This window comes from Brevibacillus parabrevis, from assembly GCF_022701015.1.
In the GTDB taxonomy this organism is placed as follows: Bacteria; Bacillota; Bacilli; order Brevibacillales; family Brevibacillaceae; genus Brevibacillus; species Brevibacillus parabrevis.
In genome coordinates, this window is the sequence record NZ_CP064090.1 from 1898665 (window position 1) to 1911135 (window position 12471).

At 53.6% G+C, this 12471-nt stretch carries 14 protein-coding genes; 10 read left to right on the plus strand and 4 right to left on the minus strand.

Annotated features, from left to right (window positions below):
* The first annotated feature begins 8 nt into the window (after nt 1–8).
* From IRJ17_RS08990 to ssuE, 3 genes are read left to right on the plus strand one after another with little or no spacing between them, the layout of a single operon-like run.
* Nucleotides 9–863, plus strand: coding sequence for an ABC transporter permease (locus IRJ17_RS08990; RefSeq protein WP_242774407.1), 855 nt, complete (start codon nt 9–11; stop codon nt 861–863).
* Nucleotides 864–880: 17 nt separating this feature from the next.
* Nucleotides 881–1039 carry a hypothetical protein gene (locus IRJ17_RS08995; protein WP_242774409.1) on the plus strand — a complete coding sequence of 53 codons (159 nt, stop codon included), beginning with the start codon at nt 881–883 and terminating at the stop codon, nt 1037–1039.
* Nucleotides 1024–1596: an NADPH-dependent FMN reductase gene (gene ssuE / locus IRJ17_RS09000; protein ID WP_242774411.1), complete on the plus strand. Its 573-nt coding sequence runs from the start codon at nt 1024–1026 to the stop codon at nt 1594–1596. Before IRJ17_RS08995 ends, ssuE begins: the two co-directional genes overlap by 16 nt.
* Nucleotides 1597–1751: 155 nt before the next feature.
* Here the strand turns inward: ssuE and IRJ17_RS09005 are convergent, their stop codons facing one another.
* On the minus strand, nt 1752–2186 hold the full coding sequence (locus IRJ17_RS09005) for a rhodanese-like domain-containing protein (protein ID WP_242774413.1): 435 nt from the start codon (nt 2184–2186) through the stop codon (nt 1752–1754).
* Between the two features lie 118 nt (nt 2187–2304).
* On the opposite strand from IRJ17_RS09005, the gene IRJ17_RS09010 reads away from it, so the two are divergent.
* The gene (locus tag IRJ17_RS09010; RefSeq protein WP_173596682.1) at nt 2305–3195 is read left to right on the plus strand and encodes a LysR family transcriptional regulator; all 891 of its coding nucleotides are present in this window, start codon (nt 2305–2307) and stop codon (nt 3193–3195) included.
* A gap of 5 nt (nt 3196–3200) precedes the next feature.
* Nucleotides 3201–4028 carry an alpha/beta hydrolase family protein gene (locus IRJ17_RS09015; RefSeq protein WP_173596768.1) on the plus strand — a complete coding sequence of 276 codons (828 nt, stop codon included), beginning with the start codon at nt 3201–3203 and terminating at the stop codon, nt 4026–4028.
* 10 nt (nt 4029–4038) lie between these two features.
* On the opposite strand, the gene IRJ17_RS09020 is transcribed toward IRJ17_RS09015, so the two are convergent.
* Together IRJ17_RS09020 and IRJ17_RS09025 are read right to left on the minus strand one after the other, a co-directional pair.
* Nucleotides 4039–5862, minus strand: a complete 1824-nt coding sequence (locus tag IRJ17_RS09020) for a sensor histidine kinase (RefSeq protein WP_122964372.1) — start codon at nt 5860–5862, stop codon at nt 4039–4041.
* Nucleotides 5863–5867: 5 nt separating this feature from the next.
* Entirely contained in the window at nt 5868–6878 is a 1011-nt protein-coding gene (locus IRJ17_RS09025) for a BMP family ABC transporter substrate-binding protein (protein ID WP_173596683.1), read from the minus strand.
* Nucleotides 6879–7067: 189 nt separating this feature from the next.
* Between IRJ17_RS09025 and IRJ17_RS09030 the strand changes: the two genes are divergently transcribed.
* Together IRJ17_RS09030 and IRJ17_RS09035 are read left to right on the plus strand one after the other, a co-directional pair.
* Nucleotides 7068–7262 carry a hypothetical protein gene (locus IRJ17_RS09030; protein ID WP_122964374.1) on the plus strand — a complete coding sequence of 65 codons (195 nt, stop codon included), beginning with the start codon at nt 7068–7070 and terminating at the stop codon, nt 7260–7262.
* Between the two features lie 122 nt (nt 7263–7384).
* Nucleotides 7385–7738, plus strand: coding sequence for a response regulator (locus IRJ17_RS09035; RefSeq protein ID WP_122964375.1), 354 nt, complete (start codon nt 7385–7387; stop codon nt 7736–7738).
* A gap of 48 nt (nt 7739–7786) precedes the next feature.
* On the opposite strand, the gene IRJ17_RS09040 is transcribed toward IRJ17_RS09035, so the two are convergent.
* Complete coding sequence (locus IRJ17_RS09040; protein ID WP_122964376.1) at nt 7787–8773, minus strand: ornithine cyclodeaminase family protein; 987 nt, start codon at nt 8771–8773, stop codon at nt 7787–7789.
* 505 nt (nt 8774–9278) lie between these two features.
* Between IRJ17_RS09040 and IRJ17_RS09045 the strand changes: the two genes are divergently transcribed.
* The 3 genes from IRJ17_RS09045 to ald all read left to right on the plus strand — a co-directional run bounded on the left by IRJ17_RS09045 (nt 9279) and on the right by ald (nt 12426).
* Nucleotides 9279–9833, plus strand: coding sequence for a helix-turn-helix domain-containing protein (locus tag IRJ17_RS09045; RefSeq protein WP_173596684.1), 555 nt, complete (start codon nt 9279–9281; stop codon nt 9831–9833).
* 94 nt (nt 9834–9927) lie between these two features.
* Nucleotides 9928–11172 (plus strand): PucR family transcriptional regulator, encoded by a 1245-nt coding sequence (locus IRJ17_RS09050; RefSeq protein ID WP_173596685.1) that lies wholly within the window; start codon nt 9928–9930, stop codon nt 11170–11172.
* Nucleotides 11173–11301: 129 nt separating this feature from the next.
* A complete protein-coding gene (gene ald, locus IRJ17_RS09055; RefSeq protein ID WP_173596686.1) occupies nt 11302–12426 on the plus strand; it encodes an alanine dehydrogenase in 1125 nt (374 codons plus the stop codon).
* Nucleotides 12427–12471: the final 45 nt, after the last annotated feature.

Here is a 12471-nt window from a genome sequence, read left to right on the forward strand (position 1 = left end):
GAAAGAGAATGAGCAATCAAGCAGAGGGAATCTCGGTCGCCGCGACCGCTTCGGCCAAACCCGTCCTGCCGACGAAAGCAAAAGCTAGGGCAGGCAACAGCACCAAACTGGCGATCTGGTTAAAAGGCTTGATCCTGCCCGTCGTTGTCCTGATCGTCTGGCAGACGGCAGGCGAATTGGGCATGGTGTCGGCGACTATGCTGCCGACGCCGCTGCAAATTTTGACTGCGGCGGGCGAGCTTTTGGCGAGCGGGGAGCTGCTTGGACATTTGCAAATCAGCATCATGCGGGCGGCGACAGGCTTTTTGCTCGGCGGAGCAATCGGACTGCTGGCAGGACTGGCGGTAGGCTTTTCCAATCGGGTGGAGCATTCGCTCGATCCATCGGTGCAAATGCTCAGGACGATTCCGCATCTGGCGGTGATTCCGCTGTTTATTTTGTGGTTTGGCTTCGGCGAGCTGTCCAAGGTGCTGTTGATTGCCAAAGGAGCATTTTTTCCGCTCTACGTAAATACATTTCTCGGGATACGCAGTGTTGACGCCAAGCTGTTTGACGTCGCCCGAGTGTTGCAGTTCAGCCGCTGGAAGCAAATTACCAAGCTGATTATCCCGGCAGCGCTGCCGAATATTTTGCTCGGTGTCCGGCTGTCTCTGGGTGCTGCCTGGCTGGGACTGGTCGTGGCAGAATTGATGGGTTCGAGCGAAGGGGTCGGCTACTTGATTATGGATGCGCGCCAATTTTCGCAAACGTCCATCGTGTTTGTAGGAATCGTGATCTTTGCGCTGGTCGGCAAGGCGACGGATTCGCTGGTGCGCTACCTGGAGAAAAAATGGCTCAAATGGCGGGATCATTACGGCGGGTAAAAAGCCGCAGGGCTGGCATGGATTCAGCGCAACAAGAACGGATCGGAAAAAAGGAAGCGGGCCAAACGCCCGATGCGGCACAGGAACTGAGGAAATCGACAAACTTGCGCGGCAGGCAGGGACATCGCTGCTTGCCAAATAAAAAAGGAGAGATCAAGCTATGGCAAAACTCGTGATTGTATCAGGAAGTCCCTATGCAGGCTCCAGACTGGACACCGTCCTGACCTACATAGATCGATTGTTGCTGGAAGCTGGACACGAAACAGACTGGGTTCATGTGCGCGACTTGCCTGCGGACGATTTGCTGCACGTTCGTTTTGACAGTCCTGCTATCGTACAGGCCAACGAGCGGATCGCCGAGGCAGACGCGCTCGTCATCGCGACCCCGATCTACAAAGCGGCGTATTCCGGTGTGCTGAAAGTGTATTTGGACCTGCTGCCGCAAAAAGCTTTGGAGAACAAGGTGATTTTGCCCGTGGCAATCGGCGGGACGATCGCCCATCTGCTGGCGATCGATTACGCTCTCAAGCCAGTATTGTCCGCACTGGACGCAAGACATTTGCTGGCGGGTGCCTTTATCCTCGATTCGCTGGTGAAAAAAGGCGAGGACGGGGCAAACTCGTTGGAGGAGGAAGCGGCGCAGCGGCTGCAAGATTCTGTGGAGCAGCTCGTGCAGGAGCTTTCCTGGCAAGCGGAGCGCAGCAAAGTCCCCAACGTCGCCAACGGCAACTAAAACCAAAGCCAAAGCCTAAACAAAGCAAGGAGCCCTTCGTGCAGGAGGGCTCTTTTGCGCTGTCACTTGTCCGCTTCCACGCTTTGCACCTGTAGCTCTTGGACAAGGTGACAAAGGTAACGATTCTCGGCGTGTGATGCAAAATGCTTGCTCGCCTATTCACTAAAAAGCGGACGGGGAGGATTTTTTTCCGGCAAAATGCTTCCTTCTATCCGATTCCCTTCACGCTGCCAATATTCCATCCCGCCGAGCATCTCCTTGACGGAAAAGCCAAGCTCCGCAAGCTTGGCGCACGCTTTTGCCGCACCGTTGCACGCAGGGCTCCAGCAGTAGACGACCAACAGCTTGCAGCGATCCAAAAACGCAGTGGTTTCCCCGCTGATAAGCGCGTGGGGCAACGAGATGGCGCCAGGTACGTGGCACTCCTGATACGCTTTTTCGCTGCGGGCATCGACGATGATATAATCCGCCACGCCGTTTTGCAGGTCATTCCAGACATCTGATACGTCTGTTTCCAAAGAGAGCTTGGCGAGAAAATGGCGATGGGCTTGCGCCGGGGGCGCGGCCGGAATTTGCAATACGACAGACACGTTCATTCCTCCTTGATTCGGGATGACTTCAGCTTAGCATTGATCGAATCATCACAGTTATCTATACTATTTGATAATAAACATCAGTGATTTCTATGATTGAACAGGAGGTGTGTCGATGGAGCTGGTGTATTTGCATACGTTTCGCGAGGTAGCCAGATGGGGCAGCTTTACGCGGGCGGCGGAGGAGCTTGGCTATGCGCAGCCGACAGTGACTGCCCAGATGCAAAAGCTGGAACAATCCTATGGAGTGCCGCTGTTTGAGCGCTACGGACGCAGGCTGCGCATGACTCAGGCGGGAGAAGCACTGTTGCCGTATGCGAGGGAAATGATCCGGCTATATGGGGAATCTAAAGACATCGTGAACCGTCAGGCGAGCGGCCCGCTTGCGATTGGCACGATTGATACGCTTGCTGCTTTCTTTTTGCCCCCGTACTTGCAAAGCTTCCGTGAGCAATATCCGGCGGTCGATCTCGTGCTGCGGACGGCGAGTGAAGAGGTGATTTTGCAGCAGCTTCGCGATGGTTACCTGGACATCGGGATCATTTTCGATCGCCGCTGTACAGACAAGGAGCTGGTGGCAGAGGTCGTTCGTCAGGAGGAGCTGGTGATCGTCATGCCTCCCGAACATCGGCTTGCGAGCTTGCCTGTGCTGACAGCCCGCGATTTGGCGAGCGAATCGCTTATCCTCACCGAAGAAGGCTGCACGTACAGAGGGATGCTTACGGAGGTGCTTGGCGAGCAAGGAATAACGCCGCGAATCGCCTGCCAGTTCAGCAACCCGGAAGCGATCAAGCAGTGCGTGCGCTGCGGTCTGGGGGTGGCGCTTTTGCCGTCCATGGCTGTGAAAAGAGAACAGGCGGAAGGCTTGCTGGCTGGCGTGCCTTTTCGCAGCGACAAGCCTCCGTTTTTCATTCAGGTGGTGCATCATAAAAAGAAATGGCTGTCGCCGTCCATGCAGTTCCTTGTGGAAAAGCTGGCGCCGGGGCAGCAGAGAGAGGAATCGTGAGCAGGATGCAGGTTGATTTTGCCCCCTTTGTCGCTTTTGCGCCGGAAGAGAGCGTCGTCTCAGGGGTCGCGCTCTATACGGTCAGCTATTATAGCGACGATCTGCTGGTCAAAGCGCTTTTGGCGGTGCCGGAGCATTTTCTGGCGGAAGAGACAAGGCTTCCCGCGCTGCTTTATTGCCGCGGCGGGATCAAAGGAATCGGACGGGTCAGACCGGAGCGGATCAGCCAGATGGCTGCCTTTGGCTATGTCGTTCTCGCCCCGCACTATCGGGGGAATGAAGGCTGTGCGGGACGGGACGAATTTGGCGGGGCGGATCGGCAGGACGTCTTTTCAGCCTACGAGCTGCTGCGCAAGCTGAACATCGTCGATTCCCGGCGGATCAGCGCGTACGGCTTTTCCCGCGGCGGGGTCATGGCTTTGTTTGCGGCGATGGAATGCAAAGGCTTGCTGTCTGCTGTCGTTTGGAGCGGGGTCAGCGACATGTTTTTGACGTACGAAGAGCGGGTGGACATGCGCAGAATGTTGCGCAGGCTGATTGGCCATCCCGACAAGCAGGAAGCAGCGTACCGCGACCGCACCCCGCTGTATCGCGCAGGCGAGATCGCTTGTCCGGTGTTGATCATCCACGGCACAGAAGATGAAAATGTGAGCGTCGAGCATGCCCACAGGCTGGCAGCCGCGTTGCAAAAGGCTGGCGTCTGGCACGAAAAATGGCTGGCGGAAGGGGCCAGCCATCTGTTCGTCGGAGAAGAAATCGAAAAGTATACACGAAACATGTTCGCCTGGCTGGACGAGCGCGGTCAGGAGCGGATCGCGCCAGCTAACGCGTAAACAGCGTAACTCAGTCCACTTTTGGGTCGAGGGGCAGCGTGATGATGATTTCTGTTCCTTGCCCCAGCTTGCTTTTTACTTGCAGGTCGCCGCCGTGGTTTTCCACCATGCGGCGCGAGATCGGCAAGCCAAGTCCGGTGCCGTCTTCTTTCAGCGAGAAGAACGGATCAAAAATCCGCACGAGAAACTCCGCCGGAATCCCTTCACCCGTATCTTTTACATGAATATGCACGGCTTTATCGTCCAGGTGGCTTTCGATCAAAAGAATGCCGCCTTCTTTCATGGCCTCAATACTGTTTTTCATCAGATTCAGCAAAATTTGTTTCAGCTGCTCCACATCGACGTGCAGGCGAATATTGGGCGCACAGCGGTCGACAATCTGGATGCCGTGCAGCATGGCTTCGGCATTCATCAGCGGCAGAATCGAGTGGACGACACCTGCGAGATTCACTTCGCGATAGTCCGGCTTGGACGGCTTGGACAGCATCAACAGCTCCGTCACAATCCGGTTGACCCGCTCAATTTCCTGCAAGATCAGCGGCAGGTAGTAGCGATCCCGCTCCTGATCGGACAAGCGCTGTTCGAGCAATTGAATGAAGCCGTAAATAACGGTGAGCGGGTTGCGGATTTCGTGCGCTGCTCCGGCTGCAAGCTGCCCGACCATCGCCAGTTTTTCCGATTGGTTCAAGTATTCTTGAAGTTGTTCTTGCTCCGTAATATCGAGAAAAGCGACCATCCAGCCCGAGTCTTGATCGTGCTTTTGGTTGTGCAGCGGCACATACGAGACGAGAGCGGTAAACGGCGAGTCATCCTGCTTGTACAGCGTCATTTTGCGATTGACGAACCAGGGGGCATCCTCGCTGTCTGTTGACGCCGTGAACGAAGCGGCTTTGGACATCGGATACCCGGCCTCGTCGACTTTGACCAGATGCTGTGCCAGTTTGTTGACGTGGATGCTCGCCCCGGCGTGCGGTTGCGTGATGATCCCGACAGGAAGCGAGTTGAGAATCTGCTCGCGAATATTTTTTTCTTCCGTCAAAATTTGACGCTGCATGGCGTCCTGGGCGAACAAATTGGCGATATTGCTCGACATTTTGTTGAACTCCTGGGCCAACTCGCTAAATTCGTCATGATGGGTATAAATAATTTGCTGGCCAAACGTCCCTTTGGACACCTCGCGTACTTGTTTCATGAGCGACTCGATGGGACGAAGCAGCTCGTTGCGGAAGTAAAAGGTGCAGAAAAACCCGAACAAAATCGCAGCTACGGAGACCGTGTAAGTAAGAATCAGCGATACGCGAATGCTTTCGTTTGTATGCTGAAACTCTTTGTTTGTCTTGTACTCCAGTTGATTGAGCGAGAACGACAATTCACGTTCCAGCTGGTTGATCAACGGCTGGACTTCCTGGCTGAGCACATAGCTGACAGCGGGCACATTGTTTGCCTTGAGCAGCGGATTGATTTTGTTCAAAAACAGAAAATCCAGCTTGGAAATCGATTCAATGATGGAGAACAAGCCGCTGTTTTCCTCTGTTTTCGTCAGCGAGGCGAAACGGGATGTGTCGATCAAATTGGTGTAATACTGGTCGAGATAAGACTCGTCGCGGGTCAAAGTGTACATGTTCAGGGCGAATGTCTTGGTGTATATCTGGTTTTTGACCTCTAAAAGAGCGCTCGTTTGCGGCAAAACGTTTTGAGTCAGGTGCACTTCGTCGGAAGTAACCTTTGTCATATGGTAACTGAACAGGGTAGTGACGCAGCCGATCAGCAGCATCATGACGAGATAGCTGAGCATCATTTTTTTCTGAAATCCAAGATTGCTGAACAGGGACATGCCAATTAACCTCCAAACGAGCCACGGGAAGAAATAAAGTGCTGCAATTCCCGTTCAATATCTGCGCGAACCTCCGGGGGCACCATCGGGCCAAACGGACTGAAGTGGTTCACGCCTTCGGCCAGACCGTAGACAACCTTGCCGCTCGGGAGTCTGTCTGCCATGTACTGCTCGAAAATAATGCGATAACATTGCCGCACGTCTTGCACCAGGGAAGCGAGCACATAGTCCGGCGCGATGTAGCGCTGGTCGGCGATATAGCCGATCGTATACACCTTGGAGCGCTGTGCTTCGGTAATGACGGCGAGATTGAAGCTGTCTCCGGTGGTGTAGATGACATCGACACCGTGAGCGATCATCTCGCGCGTTTTTTGTACGGCATTTTCAATGTCATTGAAGTCGGATACTTTCCCGATCACGATTTCCGCGTTGGGCGCAGCTTTTTTGACTCCTGCGCGAAAGCCTTCCGCCTGAGCCATTTCCGGCGGCTTGTCGACCAGAATATAGCCGACTTTGCCCGTGCGGGACATTTTCGCCGCCAGCATGCCGACGAGCTGACCGGCAGGCTTCATGTCGTAGCGAATCGTCGTCTGGTTGGAATGCGGGGCTTCACCGTTGAAGGAGATGAAGCGGGTCTGCGGATACTTGCGTGCGACACTGGTAAACGGCTCGGAGAAAATCACCCCATGCCCCAAAATGAGATCATAGTCGTTTGCTGCGTATTTTTGCGCCACATTCGTGATTTGATCGGCTTTGATATTGTTGGCAATCTCCAGTGAAAAGCCGAACCTTTTCTGCATCTCCGTAATGCTTTCCATCGCGCTGCTGTTCCAGCCCTGATCGTAGGTTGGCCCTTCCAGCAACAAGGCAACGCGCAATATTTCAGAAGAAGGCCCGCGGTCATTGATCACTTCGTCCAAATGTTTCATGCTGGTAAAAAACTGACTGGTAATGAGCAGAAGCAGCCCGACAACCAGGAAGGTAAACAGGGCGAAAAAAGGCTTCAGCTTTGGCATGGAAAAATTTCCCCTTTTAAAAAACAAGCGTTCGATCGTGAGACGGTAAACAAGTGCACTCCTATTATATCGGAAAAGTAGCGCGATGAAAAAATGAGGAAAATAATGACGGGAGTGGGGGTGCATGGAAAGGCAAGATCAGGACAGCCTATTAAGGCAAAAAGCAGAGAAAAAGGGAGGCGTTTTCGCATGGAGAAGGATTTCGTGGAAATCCCGCAGCCGGATATACCGGATGAAGTACGGCAAGTCGATTTGCCAGAGATCACAGAGACTACTCCTCATCCCAAGCCCGAGAGTCCGCAGGCAGCGAAAGTAGTAGCGGGGCAAGCAACAGGTGAACAAGGCTCAGGCGAAACCACGGAGCCGATCGGTTTTCGTCCGTAAACGTCGAAAACGCCGAATGTTCATTTCGACAAAAGAAGTCATTTTCTCTCGTGGACAAGGCTTGCGATTTCTGCAAAAGTAATAGAGAGAAATGCGAGCGAGATGTGAGGGGATAGGACACCATGGCCCGGTTGCTGATTGTAGACGACGCAGCCTTCACGAGAAGGATGTTGACAGATATGCTAGGCGAGCAACACGAGATTTGCGGAGAAGCGTGCAATGGTTTGGAGGCTGTTGAGAAATACAAGGAACTGAAGCCGGACATTGTGACGATGGACATCACGATGCCGCACATGCATGGAATTGAGGCCATGCGCGAGATTCTCGATTACGATCAGGATGCCAAAGTGTTGATCTGTTCGGCAGTCGGGCATCGGCAAAAGGTTTTGGAGGCCATGAAGACTGGCGCGAGCGACTTTGTCGTCAAGCCTTTTCAGAAAGAGCAAATACTCGATGCCATCACCCGCCTGCTGTAAGCAAAAAAGCAGCCGCCAAGCTTGAAGCGCTTTGGCGGCTGTACGGTTCTATAACGAGACTGCAGTGCCGATTCCGGCAGCTTTTGCCCGCTCGTACACGGTCTTGGCTACCGCTGTATCCAGGTAAGCGACTCCGACCGATTTGTAGAGCGTGATTTCTGCGTTATTTTCCCGCCCCGGCTTTTGCCCGATCAAAATTTCTCCCAGTTCAGCGTGCAATTGAGCAAAGCTCCACTCTTGTTCCGCGATTGGAATGAGCAAATCGCCAGCTTCGTGCTCGGCACCTTCCAGCGTATCGACGACGACTTTGCTGGTTTGTACGGTGGCCGAATCGACTTCCCGCATGTGCGGCAGGAACGCGCCGATTGCGTTGATATGGGTACCAGGACGCAGGCTGGAAGCGGCAAACAGCGGCTCGGTCGCCTTGGTGCTGCAAATGACGATCCGGGCAAGCGAGACGGCTTCGTCGGCGTTTTCCACCACCGTGATCTCTCCGTGCCAATCCGGATAGAGCGCCAGCAGGCTTTGTTTCATTTCATCAGCTTTGGCTCGCGTCCGGTTGTACAAGTAAATATGGCGCAGCGCCCGTACTTCCATGACAGCCTGGATTTGCCCGAGCGACTGGGCACCGCAGCCAAGCACCGCGCAGCTGTCCGCATCCTCTGCGGCTAAATACTTGGTGGCGACACCGCTGCTCGCCCCGGTCCGCATGACGGTCAGCAGGCTGGCATCCATCATGGCGACGTGCTGCCCCGTTTTGGCTTCCGTCAGCACAATGACGCTTTGCAAAGACTTGATGTTGTGTTTATGGTTTTGCGGAAAAATGCTGATGATTTTCACCGCGACGTAATCATCGCTCGCCAAGTAAGACGGCATGTACAAGCTGGTCGCATCGTATTTGGGATGGTCAACCGCGGTGCGCACCGGAGTCGTTACGTTTCCTTGCATATGCTCGCGAAAAACGTGTTCCACGTCTTCCAGGCAATCTTTCATCGTGTAGATTTGCTCGATATTTTCCCGGCTCAAAATGAGCATGACTCTCATCCTTTCGGTCAGGATTTGTCAAAATCCAAATCCTTTGTTTCATCAATGCCGTTGCGAATCCACAGTCCCACAAACACGAGTGCAACGCTCAAAATGAACGGAACGCGCCAGCCCCAGGCCAAAAACTGCTCTTCAGGAAGCGTGCTACCATTCGATGGAGCTGCCCATCAAACTGGCGATCAACGCCTTGTTTTGAACCTGTTTGGAAACTCCCGCTTGTGGTTGAAGTGCCATCAGTTGCAGATCCTCCCTTGGTGTGTAAATGACGATGCTTTGCAGAATGGCGTTGGAGTGCGAGTAGCAGCGGGCGGGGGACACCTTCGTTTCGTGAATTGAAGCGTCACTTCAATTTCCGCTCATAAAAAAAGTGAAAACGCTTTTTGTCTGATAATAGTAAAGATTATAAAAGATAAAAGGATTCATCGCAACAGCGTTTTGCACCATTTTCCCGCAAGCGGTATGATAGACCTATCTTGCGAGATTTGAGGTATAGCGGATGGAACCAACGATTGGCGTCTTGATCAAGTCACTGCGGCTTGGCAAAAAAAAGACACTGAAACAAATATCTGAAAAAACGGAACTCTCGATAAGCTTTTTGTCCCAGGTGGAGCGGGGAAAATCGTCGATTACGCTGGAATCGCTGAAAAAAATCTCCGAGGCGTTGGAAGTGAGTCCGAGCTATTTCTTTTCGGAAAAGCATTCGGCACAGAGCGATCGCGTGCGCAGAGGCGGACAAAAGCCTGCGATGCCGAGCGGCTTTCCTTTCGTGTATGAGGACTTGTCTGGCGATTTGGCGAACCGCTTGCTGGAACCGATCCTCGTCACATTGCAGCCCCACGAGGACAGCGGGACGCCTTTTGTCCACAAAGGGCAGGAGTTCGTCTACGTGCTGGAAGGGGTATTGACGCTGTTGCTCGGAGAGGAAGAGCACGATTTGCATCCGGGCGACAGCATTCACATGGACTCGACTACACCGCATAACTGGCTGAATCGTACCGGGGAAGTCGTCCGTTTTTTGTGCGTCAATTCCGCTGCGGAAAAAGACCAGTAGCGCGAGCGTCCGGCAAGCGGAAAAAGTGCGCCCTGCTTACGCTTTCTTGTATAATAAAAGGACACGTACGAATGCGCGGTAAAGAGGTGGAAATGTGTCCGTTGAGCCTAACTATTTTCAACAGTATCAGCATGCCGATATAGACGAACTAGCCGATGTGATTGGAGAGCTTTTGCAAAACCCGATTACGGTTGAAGATGCGGATCACAAATTGATTGCCTACAGCTCCCACGGAGACAGCACCGATCAGGCGCGCTGGTCGACCATCATGGGCAGGCGGGTGCCGGAAAAGGTGTTGACCCGCCTGTGGAAGGACGGCGTGTTCCAGGAGCTGTTGACGCAAGACGACCCTGTACATATTCCGGCCAAGGATGAGGTCGGCCTGGGCAAGCGTGTGGCGATCGCGATCAGGCGCGGCAGTGACGTGCTCGGGTACATATGGGCGCAGGAAGTGAATCGGCCGATCACGCGCGAGGATGACGAGATTTTGCGTCAGGCGGCACGGGTAGCCGTCTCAAGGCTCATGCAGCGGCAAGGGAAGCGCAAGGCGGAGGAGCAGCGGCGCAAGGAGTTTTTGTGGGAGCTGTTGCTCGGCAACCACAAAAGCGAAAGCACGATCCGGCAAAAAGCTGACAGCCTGCAAATGCAGCTTCCGACCGCTTATTTGATTTGCATTATTGAAGCGGCAGGTGCGCGGCTCGACCAGTATTTGTACCCGTTGCTCATGCGCGACAAGCTGTTGTGGGTTGTCGACGGTTCGCAGATCATTTTGCTGATCGGCCTTGACGGCAGTGTCAAAAAAGATGTGCGGGAAGTCCTCGTCCGCAAAGTCGAGCAGTTTCTCGCCGACTCGCTCGGCAAGCTGGAAGCCCATGTCACAGAAGGACGACAGGTGATTGCAGGCTACGGACTCGGCTATCAGTCGACGTATACAGAGATTGTGAAAAGCTACAGGGAGGCGCTGCACGCGCTCAAGATCAAGAAGCTGTTTCCCAAGGAAAACGAAGGCATTTACGGCTATCACGAGCTGGGCATTTACCGTTATCTCCTGCAACTGAAGCAGTGGGAGGCGGAGCAAGGCTATGAAAACGAGCGCTTGGAAAAGCTCAGGCAATACGACCGGGACAATCAGACGGCGATGTTGCAGACATTGGAAACGTTTCTGGACGCGGCAGGCAAGGTGAACGTGACCGCCTCGCGTCTGCACATCCACATCAACACATTGAGCTACCGATTGCGGCGGATTGAGGAGATCATGCGGGTCGATCTGGAGAACATGAACCAGCGGGCCGCCCTCTACCTGGAGTTGAAAATGGCGAAGCTCGATCAGGAACAATAGTTCGTTTGTGGATTTTCACAAACAGAAGGATGGCAAAATTAAAGGAATCCCCAAGGAAACGCCCCGTGTAAACGCTGTACAATGTTAGTATTCTCATTAAATCGGCGTTTCCAAGGAGGACTACCTATCATGATCGTTGGCATTCCAAAAGAGATTAAAAATAACGAGAATCGCGTTGCCATCACGCCAGCAGGCGTAGCAGCCCTCGTACAAAACGGACACTCTGTTCGCGTAGAGACAGGTGCAGGACTTGGCAGCGGTTTCACCAACGAAGACTACACAGCAGTAGGCGCTGAGATTGTCGCGACCGCAGCAGATGCGTGGGCCGCTGACATGGTCATGAAAGTAAAAGAACCACTTCCTGCCGAGTACGGCTACTTCCGTGAAGGTCTGATCTTGTTCACGTACCTCCACCTGGCTCCAGAGCCTGAATTGACTCGTGAGCTGCTCGATAAAAAAGTAATCGCAATCGCGTACGAAACTATCCAGCTCGACAACGGCGCATTGCCGCTCTTGATGCCGATGTCCGAAGTTGCGGGCCGCATGTCCGTACAAATCGGTGCGCAATTCCTGGAAAAACAATACGGCGGCAAAGGCGTGCTGCTCGGTGGCGTACCTGGCGTGCCAAAAGGCGAAGTCGTTGTCATCGGTGGCGGTATCGTAGGTACGAACGCTGCGAAAATGGCGCTTGGTCTCGGTGCAAATGTAACGATCATCGACGTGAACGCAGATCGTCTGCGCCAATTGGATGACCTGTTCCAAGGCCGCGTACAAACTTTGATCTCCAACTCTTTCAACATCGCAAGCGCAGTGAAAAAAGCAGACCTGCTCGTAGGCGCTGTTCTGATCCCTGGCGCACGCGCTCCTCGCCTGGTAACAGAAGCGATGGTAAAAGAAATGACGCCTGGTTCCGTGATCGTAGACGTGGCAATCGACCAAGGCGGTTCCATCGAAACGATCGACCGCATCACAACGCATGACAACCCGACTTATGAAAAACACGGCGTAATCCATTACGCAGTAGCGAATATGCCTGGTGCGGTAGCTCGCACTTCCACTCTGGCGCTGACGAACGTAACGGTTCCATACGCTGTTCAACTGGCGAACAAAGGCTACGCACAAGCGATCCGCGACAACCGCGCTCTGGCGAAAGGCGTAAACGTCATCGACGGAAAAGTGGCTTACAAAGCGGTTGCAGATGCTCACAACCTGCCATACGCTTCTGTAGAAGAAGTATTGCTGGTGAAAAACTAATCGCGCTTCCATAAACGAAACTGCTTGCCAGAAATTTTGGCAAGC